The organism is Nitrospirillum amazonense, from assembly GCF_007828045.1.
Taxonomy (GTDB): Bacteria; Pseudomonadota; Alphaproteobacteria; order Azospirillales; family Azospirillaceae; genus Nitrospirillum; species Nitrospirillum amazonense_C.
Genome location: NZ_VITN01000012.1, coordinates 124,854 through 143,679, shown reverse-complemented (window position 1 = coordinate 143,679; position 18,826 = coordinate 124,854). Strand labels below are relative to the sequence as shown.

The 18,826-nt window shown below is 69.6% G+C and carries 14 protein-coding genes; 7 read left to right on the top strand and 7 right to left on the bottom strand.

Features of this window, described 5'->3' with window-relative positions:
- Positions 1-18 precede the first annotated feature (18 nt).
- Positions 19-966: a prolyl aminopeptidase gene (gene pip / locus FBZ89_RS18745; RefSeq protein ID WP_145751398.1), complete on the bottom strand. Its 948-nt coding sequence runs from the start codon at positions 964-966 to the stop codon at positions 19-21.
- 121 nt (positions 967-1,087) lie between these two features.
- Here pip and FBZ89_RS18740 point away from each other — a divergent pair, with 121 nt between their 5' ends.
- The gene (locus tag FBZ89_RS18740) at positions 1,088-1,498 is read left to right on the top strand and encodes a group III truncated hemoglobin (RefSeq protein ID WP_145751397.1); all 411 of its coding nucleotides are present in this window, start codon (positions 1,088-1,090) and stop codon (positions 1,496-1,498) included.
- A gap of 47 nt (positions 1,499-1,545) precedes the next feature.
- Here FBZ89_RS18740 and FBZ89_RS18735 read toward each other — a convergent pair whose 3' ends face one another.
- On the bottom strand, positions 1,546-2,514 hold the full coding sequence (locus FBZ89_RS18735; RefSeq protein WP_145751396.1) for a thermonuclease family protein: 969 nt from the start codon (positions 2,512-2,514) through the stop codon (positions 1,546-1,548).
- A 584-nt stretch (positions 2,515-3,098) separates the two neighbouring features.
- Here FBZ89_RS18735 and FBZ89_RS18730 point away from each other — a divergent pair.
- From FBZ89_RS18730 to FBZ89_RS18710, 5 genes are all read left to right on the top strand, one after another.
- Positions 3,099-5,081 (top strand): adenylate/guanylate cyclase domain-containing protein, encoded by a 1,983-nt coding sequence (locus FBZ89_RS18730; protein ID WP_145751395.1) that lies wholly within the window; start codon positions 3,099-3,101, stop codon positions 5,079-5,081.
- Positions 5,082-5,182: 101 nt separating this feature from the next.
- On the top strand, positions 5,183-5,800 hold the full coding sequence (locus tag FBZ89_RS30925) for an RNA polymerase sigma factor (protein WP_186457436.1): 618 nt from the start codon (positions 5,183-5,185) through the stop codon (positions 5,798-5,800).
- Between the two features lie 25 nt (positions 5,801-5,825).
- Positions 5,826-6,854 (top strand): FecR family protein, encoded by a 1,029-nt coding sequence (locus FBZ89_RS18720; protein WP_186457435.1) that lies wholly within the window; start codon positions 5,826-5,828, stop codon positions 6,852-6,854.
- A 166-nt stretch (positions 6,855-7,020) separates the two neighbouring features.
- Positions 7,021-9,720 carry a TonB-dependent receptor gene (locus FBZ89_RS18715; protein WP_246172332.1) on the top strand — a complete coding sequence of 900 codons (2,700 nt, stop codon included), beginning with the start codon at positions 7,021-7,023 and terminating at the stop codon, positions 9,718-9,720.
- Between the two features lie 74 nt (positions 9,721-9,794).
- Positions 9,795-11,108 carry an aminotransferase class V-fold PLP-dependent enzyme gene (locus tag FBZ89_RS18710; RefSeq protein ID WP_145751391.1) on the top strand — a complete coding sequence of 438 codons (1,314 nt, stop codon included), beginning with the start codon at positions 9,795-9,797 and terminating at the stop codon, positions 11,106-11,108.
- 166 nt (positions 11,109-11,274) lie between these two features.
- Here FBZ89_RS18710 and FBZ89_RS18705 read toward each other — a convergent pair whose 3' ends face one another.
- From FBZ89_RS18705 to FBZ89_RS18685, 5 genes are all read right to left on the bottom strand, one after another.
- A complete protein-coding gene (locus FBZ89_RS18705; protein WP_145751390.1) occupies positions 11,275-12,159 on the bottom strand; it encodes an RNA polymerase factor sigma-32 in 885 nt (294 codons plus the stop codon).
- A 714-nt stretch (positions 12,160-12,873) separates the two neighbouring features.
- Positions 12,874-15,141, bottom strand: a complete 2,268-nt coding sequence (locus tag FBZ89_RS18700; protein WP_145751389.1) for an adenosylcobalamin-dependent ribonucleoside-diphosphate reductase — start codon at positions 15,139-15,141, stop codon at positions 12,874-12,876.
- A 212-nt stretch (positions 15,142-15,353) separates the two neighbouring features.
- Complete coding sequence (locus tag FBZ89_RS18695) at positions 15,354-16,130, bottom strand: lysophospholipid acyltransferase family protein (RefSeq protein ID WP_145751388.1); 777 nt, start codon at positions 16,128-16,130, stop codon at positions 15,354-15,356.
- A 101-nt stretch (positions 16,131-16,231) separates the two neighbouring features.
- A complete protein-coding gene (locus tag FBZ89_RS18690; protein ID WP_246172330.1) occupies positions 16,232-16,894 on the bottom strand; it encodes a YdcF family protein in 663 nt (220 codons plus the stop codon).
- The gene (locus FBZ89_RS18685; protein ID WP_145751386.1) at positions 16,891-17,790 is read right to left on the bottom strand and encodes a cell division protein FtsX; all 900 of its coding nucleotides are present in this window, start codon (positions 17,788-17,790) and stop codon (positions 16,891-16,893) included. Before FBZ89_RS18685 ends, FBZ89_RS18690 begins: the two co-directional genes overlap by 4 nt.
- Before the next feature lie 242 nt (positions 17,791-18,032).
- On the opposite strand from FBZ89_RS18685, the gene FBZ89_RS18680 reads away from it, so the two are divergent.
- Positions 18,033-18,818, top strand: a complete 786-nt coding sequence (locus FBZ89_RS18680) for a zinc-ribbon domain-containing protein (RefSeq protein WP_145751385.1) — start codon at positions 18,033-18,035, stop codon at positions 18,816-18,818.
- Positions 18,819-18,826: the final 8 nt, after the last annotated feature.

The following is an 18,826-nucleotide window of genomic DNA, read 5'->3' as shown; positions in this document are numbered from 1 at the left end:
CGGTGGCGCCCCGGGAGGTCAGAGGGTCTTGAACCGCTCCGTCGCCTGCACCAGGGCGGAGCGGATGCCCGGTTCCATGGCGCTGTGGCCGGCGTCCGGCACGACGATGTAGTCGGCCTCGGGCCAGGCGCGGTGCAACTCGTCCGCCGTGCGGATGGGGCAGACCACGTCGTAGCGGCCCTGGACGATGATGGCCGGGATGTGCCGGATGCGGTCGATGTTTTCCAGCAGGGCCGCTTCCGGCGACAGCTTGTTGTTGCGGAAGTAGTGCGCCTCCATGCGCGCCAGGCCCAGGGCGTGGTTGTCCTCGCCCGACGCCGACACCAGTTCCGGGCTGGGCAGCAGGGTGGAACAGGCGCCCTCATACACGCTCCACACCCGGGCTGCGGCCATGCGGGTCTGCGGATCGGCGGAGGTCAGACGGCGGTAGTACGCTTCCAGCAGGTCGCCCCGCTCATTCACGGGGATATGGGCCACGAAGGTGGACCAAGCCTCGGGGAAGAAGGTGCGCATGTCGTAGAGGAACCAATCGATCTCCTGCTGGCGCATCAGGAAGATGCCGCGCAGGACCAGGCCCTTCACCCGTTCCGGATGGGCCTGGGCGTAGGCTAGCGCCAAGGTGGACCCCCAGGAGCCGCCGAACACCAGCCAGCGGTCGATCTCCAGCACCGAGCGCAATTGTTCCAGATCCGAAATGAGATCGGGAATGCCATTCTCGCGGATTTCGCCCAGCGGGGTTGACCGGCCGGCGCCGCGCTGGTCCAGGATGACGATGCGGTAGTGCCTGGGGTCGAAGAAGCGGCGGTGCGTGGGCGAGGCGCCGGCACCGGGGCCGCCATGCAGGAAGACCACGGGCGCGCCGTCGGGGTTGCCGGCTTCCTCCCAGTAGATGGTATGCAGGCCGCTGACGGCCAGCGTGCCCGTCCGGTAGAGTTCCAGGGGTGGGAAAAGATCGCCGCGCGCCATGGGTCGGTACACCAGATTGCTCGAATAAGGGCCGAAGTGTAGGCCAAGGCCGGCCCCCAGCGCAAACCCAACCAAGCCCGGCCGGTTCCGCCTGGCCTGTTTTGCGGGAGTTTTTACAGCGATGTCACAACCATTTGCCGCCTTCACGGAAGAGTCGCTGACCGTCCTGGTGCGGGCTTTCTACGACCGGGCGCGCCGGGATGCGCTGCTGGGTCCGGTCTTCGAGGGCGCCGTCGGCACCACCGAGGAGGCATGGGACCGCCACCGCGCGCGCATCGTGGATTTCTGGTCCTCCGTCCTGCTGTCCACCGGCCGCTACGATGGCCGGCCCATGGTGGTGCACGCCGGCCTGGCCATGATCGGGCCGGATCACTTCCGCCGCTGGCTGGCCCTGTTCCAGGAGACGGCCCGGGGCCTGTTCACGGCGGAGGCGGCGGACCGCCTGGCGGAGGTCAGCGCCCGCATCGGCCGCAGCTTGCAGATGGGCATGGCGGTGGCCCGGGGTGAGGACGCGGGCGCCTACCTGCGCTAGGTGTTGGCGTTGACCGTGACGAAGGCGTCGCGGGTGTCCTCCGTCGCTCAGGGATCCGATGCGGCCGGCGCCGTGTCGCCCCCGTCCTTGTCTTCCTTCCGGCCCCGCACCGGGCGGCGGCGCGGCCAGCGGCCGTCGGTGGTGATGATCTGGTCGGGGTTGGTGACGCGGATCATGGGGCCGTTGTGATCCTCCACCCAGCCGCGCACCTCCACCAATCGGTCCTTCAGGTCCAGCGGGCTCAGATGGCGGGCGCGGAAGGCGGCCATATCACGGCGGTCGATCTCCACCGTGAAGTCGGTGCGCCGGTCGGCGCCGAAGTTGAGGTAGATGCGCTCGCGGGCGTCGGCCGCGTCCAGCACGCGGCCGGTGACGACGGCGTAGCGGCCCTGGGCCCGGAAGGCTGTGTCGGGGTCGCGCACGGCGTAAAAGCCGTCGGCCCACAGACCCAGCTGCCCTTCGCGGGCGTGATCCTCCGCCCGGCGCAGGGCGGCCAAGCCCCGGGGCGCGTCGGGGTGGGGCGCCAGTTCCGCCCAACCCTGGCGCAGCAGGGCGTCCTGCACCCACACCTGGTGGCGTCCGTCGCGCACCATCAGGTGGGCCAGGACGCGGCCGTAGCGGTCATGGTCCACCCCGCCCAGCATCAGGTTGACCGTGCGGTTCAGCACCAGCTCCTCCAGCGCATGCCGCGACTCTTCCGCCAGGGGCCAGGGGGTGCGGCCTGCCTTCTCGTCCTGGGAGCTGCTGGCGTGGGCGGTGCGCGCGGCCTTGGTCGCCCCCATTTTGGGTGCCAGGATACCGGCCAGGCGAACGACCCGGCCGTCGCGCAGTGTGACGGTGTCGCCGCTGAGCACGCCGATGACCACGCCGTTGCCGGCGGGGATAAGGCCGTGGGCCCCCTTCGCGGCGCGTTCCTTGTGCGGCTTGTGGTGCGCCCGATGCGTCCGGGCCTCGGCCGGCTGGAGGGCCGCCGTCAGGATCAGCAGTGGCAACAGGGCGAGTCGCCAAGCGTGCATCGCGGTGGGCTTCCGGCAACCAGGGCGCGATGACGATACGGCACGGGGGATGCGAAGAAAAGAGACGGCGCGGACCACCTGGATCCGCGCCGTTGGATAGTTTACGCGTTCTGCCAGAACCGATTGATGGCACGGCCGCGTATGCCGGTGATGGGGCGTCAGGTGTTCCTGCCTCTCCAGAGTCGCCTCGACCCTGGGGCTATCAGGGACGCGAAGCCGAAAACGCTGAATAGGCAAATTCCGTCGGTTCCACCGTCTGCGGGTCCCTTACCGGGGTTGTTCTGCGAGACATGGCAACCTCTGCAAGCTGTGGGCCAAGGATGCGGCGCGTCGTCGCGTTAACCATTTATTGGCCTTTTCCAGCCATTTTCGCCGAGGTTGCGATCTGGTGTGGAGTTACCCGCGGCACACGGCATCAGCAAAATCGATGCATTATGTATTGCTTAATGCAATATGCGCGGCGTCACAGAGTCTCGTTTGCACTATGCAATATGCTAAGTAGGAATTAGGCCCATACCGGCGGCAGGGGGGCCTGCACGCTTGCCGCAGTTGCCGTCGGCCTGCCCGACGGCTACCGTGCGGTCATGAGCGAAACGACACAGGCTCTGGAAAGGCCGGCGGAGGGATGCCCCATCCGGCGGTCCGCCGTGCGCGTCTCCATCGCGACCGCGCTGCTGCTGGGTTTCGGCACGCTGGTCCTGGTGGCGGTGGCCAGCGTTCTGATCCTGGGCTTCAGCACCTCCACCCGCAACACTGCGGCGCTGCTGACCGACAAGGTCATCCTGGCCATGGACGGGATGACGGTGCGGGTGCGCGCCCAGCTGGACCCGGCGCAATACCAGGCGGAATTCCTGGTGGCGTCCATTCAGCGGGGGGAGATCGACACCAGCGATGAGGCGCGGCTGGGCCAGAACCTGCGCTCGGCCCTGGCGGCGTCGCCCCAGATCACCGCGGTCAGCTTCCTGTCCGCCGACAGTCATTGGACCGTGGCCCGTCGCACGGGCCCCAACGACGCCGAAGTCATCACCGTGCCGCCGCCGCCCAACAGCGATCTCCTGATGCAGGAGATGAAGGCGGCGCCCGTCGCCCGCTGGGTGGACCCGGTGTGGTCTGAGGATGAGGGCACCAGCTTCCTCACCGTGCGCGCGCCGGTGCGATCCAAGAGCGGCAAGTTCCTGGGCGCCGTGCTGGTGGGCGTCAGCTTCGCCGACCTGTCGGGCTTCCTGGGCGAACTGGACAGCAGCCAGGGTGTGACCGCCTTCATCCTGTTCGATGCCGACCACGTGCTGGCCCATCCCGCCCTGATTGGCCGTACCTTCAACCTGGCCGGTCGCAACCCGCCCCTGCCCACCCTGTCCGACCTGGGCGATCCCGTGGCCGCCGGCATCTGGCAGCGCCAGCCCCCCGGCCGCGTGGTGGCGCGCGACGGCATGGGCGGCAAGCTGCGCGACCTGGACTTCCGCCAGGCCAGCGTCGGCGACGTCGACTACGTCTACCTGCTGCGCGACCTCAGCGGCTACGGTGCCCAGAACTGGACCCTGGTCATGGCCCTGCCGCAGCGCGAGGTGGACCAGGAAATCCGCCGCGTGCGCTGGTTCGGCCTGGGTGGCGTCGCCATCCTGCTGGTGTCGGTCGCCCTCAGCCTGATCCTGGGCAAGACCATCAGCCGGCAGATCCGGGGCCTGTCGCACGCGGCGTCGTCGCTGCGCGACCTGGACTTCCACGCCGTGCCCTACCTGCCCGACAGCCGCCTGCGCGAACTGTCGGACGCGGCCGCCGCCTTCAACACCATGCTGACCGGCCTGCGCTGGTTCGAGTCCTACGTGCCCAAGGCCCTGGTGCTGCGCCTTATCCGCCGAGGCGACCACGCCGGCTCGATCTTGTCCGAGGAGCGTGACGTCACCGTCATGTTCACCGACATCAAGGGCTTCAGCACCCTGGCCCAGAACATGACCCCGGCGCAGACCGCCTCGCTGCTGAACGAGCATTTCACGCTGCTGTCCGCCTGCATCGAGGCCGAGGGCGGTACGGTGGACAAGTTCATCGGCGACGCCGTCATGGCCTTCTGGGGGGCGCCGGACGAACAGGCGGACCATGCCGCGCGCGCCCTGCGCGCCGCCGCCGCCATCAACCGCTGCATCCGCCAGAGCTATGACGAGGCGGTGGCCCAGGGCCGGCCCGCCATCCGCCTGCGCGTCGGCATCCATTCCGGCCCGGTGGTCGTGGGCAACATCGGCACCAGCAGCCGCATCAACTACACCATCGTGGGCGATACGGTGAACGCTGCCGCCCGCCTGGAGGCGCTGGGCGCCGACCTGGCCGACCCGGCCGCCGCCTGCATCGTGCTGGCCAGCGCCGACACGGTGGACGCCGCCGCCGACTGCGGCGTGCCCATGACCGACGTGGGCGAGTTCAGCCTGCGCGGCCGCACCGGGCAGGTGCGGGTTTGGCAGCTGGCCGACGGCGTGCACGGTCCCCGGGACCCCGTGGGACCCACGGGCCAGACCATCGGCGACCCGGGCTTGGAGCCTGTCTGTCCCCAACTGCCCGTCACCACCCCGTCTTAAATTTTTATGACGGGTGGGGGAAAGTCCCCCGCCGGTGCATCCACCCCCTAGTATCCCGGCGCCGCCCCACCCCGAGGCGGCCGTTGAGGGATGCACCTCCAGTGGATGACGCCCCCGTGCAGGATCGACACGACGCGATCACCCGGCCGCAGGACGGGCCGCAACGCGCGCCCCTCGGCGATGCCCCGTTCAGGGATGCCCCCTTCAGCGACGAGAGGGCGCGGTGGCTGGCCGCCCACATCCTGCCGCATGAACACGGGCTCAGGGCTTGGCTGCGCTCGAAGTCCTTCCTGGGCTTCGATGCCGATGACGTGGTGCAGGAGACCTACGCCATCCTGGTGGCCAAGGCCTGTGTCGCCGGGATCGAGAACCCGCGCGCCTATGCCTTCCAGACCGCCTATTCGGTCGTGCTGCGCCTGGTGCGCCAGTCGCGCGTGGTGCCCATCGCCGCCGTGGCCGACCTGTCGACGCTGGAGGCGGTGGTGGACGCCCCCTCGCCGGAAGAGGTGACATCGGCGCGCCAGCAACTGCGCCTGATCCAGGACGCCATCGCCGACCTGCCGCGCCAGACCCGCCGCGCCTTCGTTATGCGCCGGGTGGAAGGCCTGCCGCAGCAGGAGATCGCGCGGCGTATGCGCCTGTCGGAAAACACCGTGGAAAAGCACATCACCCGGGGACTGAAGTTGCTGTCGGAGCGCTTCGGCCGGGGCGAACGGTGATCGGTTGGCAAGGGACCCGATGAGCGTGAGCGTAAGACAAACCGCCGGGGCGATCGATCTGGCCGCCGCCGCCTGGGTGGCCCGGATGGACGCCCGCGCCCTGACCGCCGATGAACGGCGGGAGCTTGACGCCTGGCTGGCCGCCGACCCCCGCCATCTCGGCGCATTGGCCCGCGCCCGCGCCCTGCTGCTGAGCCGGCGGGACCTGACGCCCGCTCCCATCGGGGAGGCCGCTCCCCGCGACCGCGCGCCCCTCCACAGCCGCCGTCGCCTGCTGGCGGCGGCGGCCAGCGTGGCCGGCCTGGCGGCGTTGGGGGCGGGGATGCGCCAGCCGGCGGCCCGGCAGACCTACAGCTCCGCCGTGGGTGAGGTGCGGCACATTCCGTTGGATGACGGCTCCACCCTGACGCTGAACACCGACTCGTCCGTCACCCTGGCCTATACCGCCGGCCGGCGGCTGCTGTACCTGGATCGGGGCGAGGCGTTTTTCGACGCGGCCCCCGTTTCCGACCGCCCCTTTGTCGTCCGCAGCCCGCTCGCCCAGCTGGCCACCACCGGCGGCGCCTGCTGCGCCCGCCTGAACGGTGACGGCGTCATGACCGTGGCCGTGCTGTCGGGGAAGGTGGCGGTGGAAGGCGCGCCCTCGCCCCTGGCGGAAACGCTGGACCGCGTCACCGGCCGCGACTGGACCCTGCACCTGGTATCGCGGGACGCCGTGCTGGTGAGCGGTGGGCAGGAGGTCAGCGTGCGTCCCGGCGGCGCCGGGCACGGCAGCTTGGTCAGTTTCGAGGCGGTGGTCCCCGGCGCCCTCGACCGCGCCTTGATGTGGCGGGAAGGGCGCCTGGCTTTCGCGGGCGAGACGCTGGCCCAGGCGGCGGCGCAGTTCGCCCGCTACTCCCACCGGCGCATCGTGCTGGCCAGCGACCGCCTGGCGCAGCGCCATATCTCCGGCCTGTTCCAGGCCACCGACCTGGACGGCTTCGCCCGGGCGGTGGCTGTCGGCTTCAGCGCCAAGTATCGGGAAGATGGCGATTCGATAGTTCTTTATGATTGAGGTGGCCGTGGCCGGTTCGCGGCGACTCAGGTTCACCTGTTAAACTTAAATGACGCAGTGGCGGAAATATAATCCGACCGATCTCTCCCCAGTATGAACGCGGAAACGAGTGCGATAGGCGGCAACGACCGGCCAAATCGCCAACCATTGTTGGGGAATGATCGTCATGATTAAGAAATATGGCAGTTTCTTTGCTCTGTGCAGTACGGCGTTGATGGGGTGGGCGGTTCCGGCCTGGGCGCAAAGCGCGCACTTCGACCTGGCGGCCCAGCCGGCCGTCCGCTCCATCCCGCTGTTCGCCCAGCAGGCCGGCATCCAGATCCTGGCGCCCACCGACCAGCTGGACGGCATCTCCACGGCGGCGCTGCAAGGGGACCTGGATCGCCAGCAGGCCCTGGCACGCCTGCTGAAGGGTACGCCCCTGGTGGTGGCGTCGGACGATGGCCACACCGTGGTGCTGAAGCTGGCACCCACGCCGGTTTCCACCGGTGCCCCGCCGCGCAAGGTCCAGGCGGCACCCGCCCCGGCCGAGGTGCAGGTGGCCGACGCCGCCGGCGGCAGCCTGGACGAGGTGGTGGTGACCGGCACCCGCGACCGGGGCCGCACCCAGTTCACCACCATGACCCCGGTCGACGTGCTGTCGGCCAAGGACCTGCAGGACGGCGCCTCCAACCAGCTGCTGGAGAACCTGACCCAGGTCATTCCCGGCTTCAACGTGCAGAAGCTGCCCAGCTCCGACGGCGGGCAGTTCATCCGCCCGGCCCATTTGCGCGGCCTGTCGCCCGACCAGACCCTGGTGCTGATCAACGGCAAGCGCTTCCACCGCACCGCCTACCTGGGCACGCGCGGCGCCCAGGGCCCGGATCTGGCGCAGATCCCGGACTTTGCCATCGGCCGGGTCGAGGTACTGCGCGACGGCGCCTCGGCCCAGTACGGGTCCGACGCCATCGCCGGCGTCATCAACATCCAGCTGGATGACCGGCCCGGCGTCTACGGCTACATGCAGGGCTCGCAGTACTACGCTGGCGACGGCACCACCTGGAACGGCGGCCTGCGGGGCGCCACCGAGATCGGCGACGGCGGCCACCTCATGGCCACGGCCGAATGGTCCGACGGCACGCTGACCTCGCGCACCCACCAGCGCGACGACGCCAAGGCCTTCCAGGCCGCCAACCCGCAGCTGACCATCGCCAACCCGGTGCAGCGCTGGGGCCGGCCGGATGAGAGCAGCTATCACTACGCCGTGGACGGCCTGCTGCCCGTGGGCGCCGTGGAGCTCTATGGCTTCATGACCATCGCCACCGGCGAGGGCATGAACGACATCAACTGGCGCATCCCCGACCCCAAGAACAACGCCAGCGTCTACGGCCTGGCGCCCAGGGTCTTCCCCGGCTGGGACCTGCGCAGCGTCTATCCCAACGGCTTCACGCCCAAGGAAGGCATCAAGTACACCGACTACCAGGCCGCCTGGGGCGCCCGGGGCCATGTCGGCGGCGACCTGGACTGGGATTTGAGCGGCAGCTACGGCGAGAATGAGAGCCGGTTTTTCCTGAACAATTCCATCAACGCCTCCCTGGGCCCGACCAGCCCCTACAACTTCAACCTGGGCACCCAGCGGCAGGATGAGTTCAACCTGAACGCCGATGGCGTCTATCGTCTGGACGCCGGCCTGGATGAGCCGCTGAACATCGCCTTCGGCGCCGAGCGCCGGCTGGAGATCTACACGGTGGAGGCGGGCGACACGGCCTCCTACCAGGTGGGGCCGGGTGCCGCCGCCGGGCTGGCCTCGGGCGCCAACGGCTTTCCCGGCTTCAGCAACCTGCAGGCCGGGTCCTGGTACCAGACCAGCTATGCCGGCTACCTCGACATGGAAGCGAAGCTGACCCCGGACTGGACCGTGGGCGCCGCCGGCCGCTACGAGACCTATTCCGGCTTCGGCGACAAGATGACCTACAAAGCCTCCACCCGGTATGAGGTCACGCCGGACCTGGCCTTGCGCGCCTCCTACTCCACCGGCTTCCGCGCGCCCACGCCGGGGCAGATAAACTCGCTCAGCACCTCGCAGGGGCTGGACACCAAGACCCTGCAGCTGTTCACCAGCGGCCGCCTGTCGCCGGACAACCCGCTGGCCGTGGCCCTGGGCGCCAAGCCGCTGAGCCCTGAAACGTCGCGGAACTACAGCCTGGGGGCGGTGTGGCGTACGGATGTGGGCCTGTCGGGCTCCGTCGATGCCTATCAGGTGGATGTGGACCACCGCTTCTCCAGCTCCCCCACCATCAACCTGACGGCGGCGCAGAAGGCGCAGCTGGTGGCCCAGGGCGTGCCCGGGGCGGACAACTTCACGTCGGTGTATTGGTTTACCAACGACTTCAACACCCGCACCCAGGGTTTGGACGTGGTGCTGGATTACACCCAGCCGGTGTTCGACACGGCCCGCATCGACATGAAGCTGGCGTACAACCACAACCTGACCATGGTCACGGGCGGCAGCCTGAACGCCAACCCCACGCAGAAGGTGCTGTATGAACAGGGCCTGCCCAAGAACAACATCACCGGCAGCCTGACCTACAGCGACAATCCCTTCGATTACCAGGTGCGCGTCCGCTACTACGGCGGCTGGACTGACAGCAGCGGCAATTCCACCGGCGACATCTTCCAGACCTTCGACGGCATCACCTTCGTCGACCTGTCGGTGACCTACCACATCACCGACAATCTGGCGGTCAAGGTGGCGGGCGAGAACATCTTCGACACCTATCCGGCCAAGGCCATCTACCAGGCCAGCCGCGGCATCGAATATTCGCGCAACGCCCCTTACGACACCTACGGCGGCCGCTACTACGTCCGTTTCAACGCCGCCTTCTGAGTATTATCTGTCGAGTCTGTTCGGGGTGCCGTCCCGACCTCCCATCCGGGGCGGCACCCAGGGAGTGATTTTCCATGCATCGACGCACCCTGCTTCAAGCCGCCCTGGCCGGCGGTGCCGGTGGCCTGCTCAGCGGGTCCGCCGTGCCGGTGTTCGCCCAGTCCAGCCCTGTGCCGGGTCCCTTGCCCAGCCCCCTGGCCCCCGGCGTCGCCCCGCCGGCGGCGGATGACGAGGCCGGCTGGGCCGCCGTCGCGGCCGCGTACCCCGCCCGGCTCCAGACCGGCATCATCAACCTGGAATACGGCGCCTTCGGCCAGATGCCGCTGGCCATCCAGGCGGCGTACGAGCGCTACACCGCCAAGGTGAACCAGGAAGGCGCCACCTTCGTGCGCCGGGATTTCGTCGGCTATTACCAGACGCTGCGCCAGCGCATCGCCGCCATGGTGCATGCCGACGCGGGCGAGATCGTCATCACCCGCAACGCCACCGAATCGCTGCAGGCGGTCATCGGCGGCTATGCCCGGCTGAAGCCCGGTGACGCCGTCTTGATGAGCGACCATGACTATGACAGCGCCCGCATGGCGGCCTCTTGGCTGGAACGGCGGCGGGGTGTCACGGTCATCAGCATCGACCTGCCGTATCCGGCGACGCACCAGAACCTGATCGACGCCTACGACCAGGCGCTGGCCGCCCACCCCCAGGTGCGGTTGATGCTGCTGACCCATCTCAGCCACCGCGACGGCCTGCGCCAGCCGGTGCGCGAGATCGTGGCCATGGCCCGGCGGCGCGGCGTGGACGTGGTGGTGGACAGCGCCCAGGCCTGGGGCCAGGGCCTGGTGGACGTGCACGGCGACGGCGTCGACTTCGCCGTCTTCAACCTGCACAAATGGATCGGCGCCCCCCTGGGCGTCGGCGCCCTTTACATTCGCAAAGACCGCATCGCCGACATCGAGCCCTTCATGGGCGAGGAACCGTCGGAGCGTGACCCCATCCTGGGCCGCGTGCACACCGGTATGGCCAACTTCGCAGCCCAGATGGCCGCCATTGACGCGCTGGACTTCCACCAGGCCCTGGGCACGCCCATCATCGGCGCCCGCCTGCGCCACCTGCGCGACCTGTGGGCCCTGCCGGCGCGGGAGTTGCCGAAGATCGAGGTGCTGGCCCCCGATGATCCGCGCCTAAGCGCCGGCATGACCAGCTTCCGGGTGAAGGGCCAGACCACGCCGGCGGCCAACACCGCCCTGGCCGCCCGTCTGCTGGAGAGGCACGGCCTGTTCACCGTGGTGCGCACCGGCCTGGCCGGCGGCGCCTGCCTGCGCGTGACCCCCGGCTTCAGCACCACGCCCGACGACATGGCCAGGCTGGTACAGGCGTTGAGGGAAGTCTGAAGCTTCCAATAAAACGGCCGGGCAGCTATGACCCGGCCGTTATCTGGTTCGGAGCGGAGCAACTAGGACGCGACCGCGTCCGCCGCGAGTTTCCGGGGGGGCGTTAGCGGACTGGAAACCGAGGATAGCCAAGGGCGGATGCCCCGCCGGCGCCTGAGGCCAGCGACTAAGCCTCCACGAACAGCTCTTCCGGCCGGCCCACATGGCGCATGATGCTCTGGCGCAGCTTGCCCATGGCGCGGTGCTCCAGCTGCCGCACGCGTTCCTTGCTGACGCCCAGGGTGTGGCCCAGCTCCTCCAGCGTCGCGCCGTCCTCGCGCAGGCGGCGGGCGGAGATGATGGTGCGCTCGCGGGGCGACAGGGTGTCCATGGCCTCGCTCAGCCAGGCGGTGCGGCTGCGGCTGTCCTTCAGCCCGATGACGATCTGCTCGGGCGAGGGGCCGTTGTCGGCCAGGAAGTCCTGCCACTCGCCGCCATCCTCGCTCAGCGGGTGGTTCAGCGATTGGTCGGTGGCGGTCAGGCGGATTTCCATGGTCTCCACCTCATGCTCGCTCACGTCCAGCTCCTCGGCCACGCTGCGGCGGCCCTCGGCGGTCAGCGAGGTGGCGGAGGGGTTGTTGTCGATGCGGGCGCGCAGGCGGCGCAGGTTGAAGAACAGCGACTTTTGCCCCGCCGTGGTGCCGGTGCGCACGATGGACCAGTTGCGCAGCACGAATTCCTGGATGGTGGAGCGGATCCACCAGGCGGCGTAGGTGGAGAAGCGCACCTCCCGCTCCGGCTCGAAGCGGCTGGCGGCCTGCATCAGGCCCAGGTTGCCCTCCTGCACCAGGTCGCCCAGGGGCAGGCCGTAATTGCGGAAGCGGCTGGCGACGGCCACGACCAGGCGGGTATGGGACGAAACCAGGGCGTGCAGCGCCTTTTCGTCCCGGTTCTGCTGCCAGCGGCGGGCCAGCTCGAACTCATGGTCCCGGCTCAGCAGCGGCGCCTTCATGGACGCCTTGATGAAGGACAGGTTGGCCTTCTGGGTGTGAGGATCGTCAATGTGCGCCATGCTCCCCTCCATCTTGGCAGTCCCGGCATCGACCTCTGTCGGGGGACCCGGCATTGCGCCAAGGCTTCCGTCAGTGTCGGTCCCGGATGGGGCGCCCCGGTGGCCTATTCCTCCGGGTCAACACCCCACGTGGATTTGCGGGATCGGTGAGACAGTAATGACCGATCGGAGCACTGAAATATCGCGGGAAAAAGTCGATCACCCACAGGGCATAACCCAAGCTTGCCTTAGGCTGGCCCAGGTCCTAGGCGTCTATTACCACCACCAAAGGGTCTAATTTCTCTAATTTGATATAATCGGGCGTCATCGACCGGGCTTATTCGGGGGATAGCCGGCCCTGCCAATAGGCCCTTCGTCACCCTGGCGGAGGGCGTAGGCGCACGGCCTAGCTTCCGCTTCTGTTAACATTGGACCCCTGGTATTGGAATGGTCTGGGGCGCCCCATGTTAACAGGCAGCGGGAAGGCGGCCGGGCGCCCCAAGGCCTTGCCCAGGCTGGCGGAAACCCTGGGGTCGGGCGATATGTCGCACGTCCTGTGGTTGAGCGCCCCGCCGCCCCGCAGCGGGGCGTGGTGGCGCGGTGCCGTCCAGCCTCGGGTGCGGCCTATGCCTTCCGGCACAGAGCGGGGCGCGGGCGCGACGCGCTAAGGGCGCGGGAGAACCCGGCCCCTATCTCTTTCGATCAATGGCCGGCCGGCGTCGGGGAACAGGGCGATCAGCCGCAGCGGGAATAGCCGCAGGACAGGCAGGTGTCGCACCCCTCCTGATGCACCAGGCTGGCCTGGCCGCAGCGGGGGCATTGGACCGGTGGCTGCCGGTTTTCGGGCGCCGTTTCCGCCGGGGCGGGTGTGCCGGCGGCATCCTCGTGCACCGCGGGCAGGCCGCCGGCGCGCATCAGGAAGCCGGTCTCCAGCATGTGCCGCTCGATGACCTCGCCGATGGCGGCCAGCAGGGAGGGGACGTAGCGGCCCTTCATCCATTGTCCGCCGCGCGGGTCGAACACGGCTTTCAGCTCCTCCACCACGAAGGCGACGTCGCCGCCCCGCCGGAACACGGCGGAGATCATGCGGGTCAGCGCCACCGTCCAGGCGTAATGCTCCATGTTCTTGGAGTTGATGAAGACCTCGAACGGCCGCCGCCGTTCCTCGATCACAATGTCGTTGATGGTGATGTAGAGGGCGTGATCGCTGCCCGGCCAGCGCACCTTGTAGGTGGCCCCGACCAGCGTTTCCGGCCGATCCAGGGGTACGGCACCGCTGGCGGTGGCCGCCAGGGTGGCCATCGGCGCCGGCGTTGCGGCAGCGGCAGGCGGCGGCGCGGTATCGGCCACGGGCGCCGACAGCACCGACCCGGTGATGGCGTTGGGACGGTAGGTGGTGCAGCCCTTGCAGCCCAGGTCATAGGCTTGCAGATAGACGTCCTTGAACGTCTCGAAGTCCATGTCCGCCGGGCAGTTGATGGTCTTGGAGATGGAGCTGTCGACCTCCCCCTGTGCCGCCGCCTGCATCACCAGATGGGCGGCGGGGGGCAGGGTGCCCGCGTCGACGAAGCTGTCGGGCAGGGGCGCGTCGGGGCCGAAGGTGCGGCGGAAGCGGCGATAGGCGTAATCCGCCACCCGCTCGACCTTGCGGCTGCCATCGGGCTGCAGGACGGCGCGGTCGTATTCCCAGGTGAACACCGGCTCGATGCCCGAGGACACGTTGCCCGCCAGCAGCGAGATGGTGCCGGTGGGCGCGATGGAGGTCAGCAGGGCGTTGCGTACGCCGTGGCGCTCCACGGCCGCGCGGGTCACGTCGTCCAGGCCACGGATCATGGGACGGGTCAGGTATTGCTCCCGGTCATAAAGCGGGAAGGCGCCCTTCTCCGCCGCCAGGCCGGCGCTGGCGCGGTAGGCGTGGCGACGCACGGCGCCCAGCCATTGCCGCGTCAGATCCACCGCCTTCTGCGTGCCATAGCGCACGCCGCATAGGATCAGGGCGTCGGCCAGCCCGGTCACCCCCAGGCCGACGCGGCGCTTGGCCTGCGCTTCCTGCCGTTGGGCCGGCAGGGGAAAGCGCGAGACGTCGATGGCGTTGTCCAGCATGCGCACCGCCACCGGCACCAGGCGCGCCAAGCGGTCCAGGTCCAGCCGCGCGTCGGGGGTGAAGCCGTCCACCACCAGGGCCGCCAGGTTGACGGAACCCAGCAGACAGGCGCCGTACGGCGGCAGCGGCTGTTCCCCGCAGGGGTTGGTGGCGCTGATGACCTCCACCCCGCCCAGATTGTTCTGGGCGTTGATGCGGTCGATGAAGATGACGCCGGGCTCGGCGTAATCGTAGGTGGCCCGCATGATGCGGTCCCACAGCTCGCGCGCCCGCACGGTGCGCCAGACCCTGCCCTCGAACACCAGGTCCCAGGGGCCGTCCTCGCGCACCGCCGTGATGAAGGGGTCGGTCACCAGGACCGACAGGTTGAACATGCGCAAGCGGCCGGGGTCGCGCTTGGCGTCGATGAAGGACTCGATGTCCGGATGGTCGCAGCGCAGGGTGGCCATCATGGCGCCCCGGCGGTTGCCGGCGCTCATGATGGTGCGGCACATGGCGTCCCACACGTCCATGAACGAGATGGGGCCGGAGGCGTCCGCCCCCACACCGGCGACCGGCGCCCCCCGGGGCCGCAGGGTGGAGAAGTCATAGCCGATACCGCCGCCCTGCTGCAGGGTCAGCGCCGCCTCGCGCAGGCCGGCGAAGATGCCGCCCATGTCGTCGGGCACCGTGCCCATGACGAAGCAGTTGAACAGGGTGACGCTGCGCCCCGTGCCGGCCCCGGCCAGGATGCGGCCGGCGGGCAGGAAGGCGAAGTCCTTCAGCGCCTCGTGAAACTGGGGCTCCCACAGCGCGGGGTCGCGCTCCGCCTCCGCCAGGGCCTTGGCCACGCGGCGCCAGCTGTCGTCCACGGTCTGGTCGATGGGGGCGCCGTCCGGTTGCTTGAACCGGTACTTCATATCCCAGACCTGGGACGAGATAGCCGGCCAGTCGGGACGCGTCCCGGAGTCGGGGAGCGTCTCGGAGGGAGTGTCCGCCCCGGGGACTGTCGTCGCCTGACCTTCACGCCCGACCATGCGCACCCTCCGCTTCCGGATGATTGCTCCGGTGAAGGGTAGGCCGGCGGCCGGGGGCGGTCAATCGCGCCCCCAGCTTATGCGGAAAGGCCCGTTCAGCCGGCGGCGGGCACCTCGGCCAGGGGCGGGGCATTGGGCGGACGCTCCGTCGCCGGGCCGCCGGCGGCCATGACCAGGCGGTCGGTCGCGGGCTCCAGCACCGCCTCCAGGTGGGCCAGCGCCTGGCCCTTGGACAGGCCGGGGGGGATGGGGGGCAGGAACTCGATGACGATGGTGCCGGGGCGGCGCAGGAACTTGTGGCGCGGCCAGAACAGGCCGGAGTTCAGGGCCATGGGCACCAGCGGGATGTCCAGCGCCTCATACAGCAGGGCGATGCCGATCTTGTAGGGCCGCCAGGCGCCCACGGCGGTGCGGGTGCCCTGGGGGAAGATGACGATGGGCCGGCCCTCGGCCACGCGCTCCCGGGCGCCGCGCAGCAGCGACTGGATGGCGGCGCCGCGCTTGCCCCGATCCACGGCGATCATGCGCGCCTTGGCCGCGTACCAGCCCCAGATGGGAATGTAGGTCAGCTCCTTCTTCAGGACGATGGCGGGATCGTCCATCAGCAGGTGCAGCTTCATCGTCTCCCACATCGACTGGTGCTTGGCGCCCACCAGGAAGGCGCCGGTCTTGGGCAGGTGCTCCAGCCCGCGCACCTCGTACTTCAGGCCGATGATGGCGCGTTCCCAGAAGTTCAGGGTGCGCATATAGCAGCGGATGGCCCAGATCATGGTGCGGTGGGGCACCACCAGGGTCCACAGCAGGCCGAAGCACCAGAGCATCGTCCAGATGTAGAAGACGATGTTGAAGACCAGGGATCGCAGAACCAGCATCGCCCGTAACCGTCATGACCAGGGTTGATGGGTGCAGGGATAGTGCCTGCGGGCCGGCCTGTCCACTCTCCCCCAAGCGTCGAAGGGGGCCCCAGAGGTGGTTAGAGGCCAAGGGCGTGGCGCAGGAAGGCCACCAGGTACTTGTCATATTCGCTGACGATCAGGCCGGCGGTGCCGCGCCAGTGCCACCAGCCGTCCAGGCGCACGTTGGGTGGTTGCACCGCGTGGGGCACGATGCGGGCGTCGGGCAGGGCGTGGCGGAACTCCACCAGGCTGCGTGGCATGTGATAGTTGGCGGTGACCAGGCGCAGGGAATGGAAACCCTCCGCCTGCATCCACCGCGCCGTTTCCGCCGCGTTGCCCACCGTATCGTCGGCGCTGTAGCCCAGCACCACGCAGCATTCCAGGGCGGCGGGCGTCGCCTGCGACATGCGCAGCAGGGCCCGCACGTCCACCCCGCGATAGACGCCGGAGATGAACAGTTTCCGCGCCCGGCCGGCGGCCAGCAGGTCGAACCCGGCCTCCAGCCGCTCGCTGCCCCCCGTCAGCACGACGATGGCGTCGGTGGCCGCGGTCTCTTCCTCCGGGGCGCGGGGGATGTGGGCGGCGAAGGTCAGCAGGCCCGCCAGCCACAGCGCGCCCAAGGCGGCGCCCACGCCCGTCAGGCGGCGCACGCGCGCCCACAACAGGGCGCCATGTCCCACCAGGGCGGACGGTTCCGCCTGCGGCGGGCGCGTCCCTAGGGGCGCCCCGGGCAAGGTCACGGCAGCCGCTCCAGCGCGCGCAGCACGGTCAGCCGCGCGCTGATGGCGGCCAGGGCGCCGGCCACCACCGGCACGGCGGCCAGCACAAGCCATTGCAAGGGGGCGAGCGTCAGGGGCGGCAGCAGCGTGCCCTCCACCGTACGGGACAGCAGCGACAGCACGGCTAGGGTAACCAGCGCCACGGCCGTGCCGCCCACGCCGCCGGTCAGCGACAGGCGCAGGATGTGGCGCTGGAACTGGCCCGCCACATGGCTGTCGGTGGCGCCCATGACGTGCAGCAGATCGACGTCGTCCTGGTGCATGGCCAGGCCGGCCTTGGCGGCGAACACCACCACGGCCACGGCGGCCCCGCCGATCAGGGCCACGATGACCAGGGCCACGGCCTCCACCAGGCGGGCCAGGCGGCGCAGGTCGCGCAGCCACACGCCCGGCTCCTCCACCGATGTGCCGGGCACGGCGGCGGCCAGGCGCTGGCGCAGGGCGGTGACATCCACGGCCGGGCCGGCGGTGACGTCGATCAGCGCGGGCAGGGGCAGGTCCTGCAGCAGGGCGCCATCGCCCAGCCAGGGCTCCACCAGGCGGGCGGCGTCGGCCATGGGCACCGGGCGGGCGTTGATGATGCCGGGCACGCCGCCCAGCGCGTGCAGCACCATCTGCACCCGCTCATCCAGCGGGGCGGGGGTGCCGTCGCCTTTTTTCACGTCCCCCACCGGGCTGACCTGGATGGTCAGGCTGCCGTCCAGGCCGCTATCCCAGCGCTGCGCCCAGCCGGACAGCAACTGCGCCGCCGCCACCGCCAGGGTGGACAGGAAAACCATCAGGGCGATCAGCCAGGGCAGGAAACGGCCCGTGGCATCGCGGCGTAGGGACAGGACGGCGGGGCCGCGCCGGCTCATGGGGACTGCCTCTCCAAGGGAACGGGCCAGGGGAACGGTATTGGTCCTAGTGATGGCACGGCGGGGTGGCGGGCGTCCAGCGCGTCGGCCGGACGGCGGGGCTGCGGCATCAGTGCCGCCTGCCAGAACGGGATAGGCCGTTTCGCCGTCGGGGCCAGGGCCGGGGCCCACCTTGCGCATCCCCGACCTTTTCGTTTAAGTCTAAGGCGCCTCTTAAGGATTTCGGCCTGGCCCTGCCTCCCATGATAACAACCTGCCCGTCCTGCGCCACGCGCTTCCGGGTCGACGACGCCTTGCTGGGGCGGGGTCGCCGCGTGCGGTGCAGCGCCTGCGGTTCCGTCTGGCATCAAGTGCCGGAAACGGCCGGCCGCCCGGCGGCGGCCGCCCCGCCGGCGGACGACGATGACGACTGGATGTCGTCCGCCCCGTCCTCGTCCTCCTTCGCCGACCTGGCCGCGGCCATGGAGCGGGAGACGGCATACGACACCCTGACCATGGCGGCGGATGAGGCCCCGGCCCCCCTGTCGCTGGGCCGCCTGCGCCAGCCCTCATCCACGATGGCGATCCCGGAACCGGAAGAGAAGCCCCGGCGCCTGTTCGCGGCGGTGCGCTGGGGCGTCCTGGCCGTGGTCATCGCCGGCGGCATCACTGGCCTGGCGGTGGAACGCGACGCTGTGGTCAATGCCTGGCCCGCCGCCGCCCGCCTGTACGACGCCTTCGGCTTCGGCGTTGAACCGCCCGGCACGGGGCTGGAGATGGTGGACAGCAAGACGGAATTCCGCGACGTGGAAGGCACGTCCATGCTGTTCGTCGATATCACCGTGCAGAACAAGTCCGACCGCCAGCGCGACGTGCCCGACCTCATGGCCTCCGCCCTGGGCGCCGACGGCAAGCCTTTCCAGCGCTGGCGCATGCAGCCCAAGGCCCGCCGCCTGTTCCCCGGCGAGAAGACCGTCTACCACGGCAACATCGTGGAAAAGGGCGGCCAGGCGGCGCAGATCCGCCCGGAATTCGTGCTGCCGAACTGAGGGTGGCC

Coding starts and splice junctions, on each gene's coding strand:
- FBZ89_RS18680 (WP_145751385.1), top strand. CDS start 18,033: ATGATAACAACCTGCCCGTCCTGCGCCACGCGCTTCCGGGTCGACGAC.
- FBZ89_RS18705 (WP_145751390.1), bottom strand. CDS start 12,159: ATGGCGCACATTGACGATCCTCACACCCAGAAGGCCAACCTGTCCTTC.
- pip (WP_145751398.1), bottom strand. CDS start 966: ATGGCGCGCGGCGATCTTTTCCCACCCCTGGAACTCTACCGGACGGGC.
- FBZ89_RS18700 (WP_145751389.1), bottom strand. CDS start 15,141: ATGAAGTACCGGTTCAAGCAACCGGACGGCGCCCCCATCGACCAGACC.
- FBZ89_RS18695 (WP_145751388.1), bottom strand. CDS start 16,130: ATGCTGGTTCTGCGATCCCTGGTCTTCAACATCGTCTTCTACATCTGG.
- FBZ89_RS18710 (WP_145751391.1), top strand. CDS start 9,795: ATGCATCGACGCACCCTGCTTCAAGCCGCCCTGGCCGGCGGTGCCGGT.
- FBZ89_RS18715 (WP_246172332.1), top strand. CDS start 7,021: ATGATTAAGAAATATGGCAGTTTCTTTGCTCTGTGCAGTACGGCGTTG.
- FBZ89_RS18740 (WP_145751397.1), top strand. CDS start 1,088: ATGTCACAACCATTTGCCGCCTTCACGGAAGAGTCGCTGACCGTCCTG.
- FBZ89_RS18730 (WP_145751395.1), top strand. CDS start 3,099: ATGAGCGAAACGACACAGGCTCTGGAAAGGCCGGCGGAGGGATGCCCC.
- FBZ89_RS18685 (WP_145751386.1), bottom strand. CDS start 17,790: ATGAGCCGGCGCGGCCCCGCCGTCCTGTCCCTACGCCGCGATGCCACG.
- FBZ89_RS18735 (WP_145751396.1), bottom strand. CDS start 2,514: ATGCACGCTTGGCGACTCGCCCTGTTGCCACTGCTGATCCTGACGGCG.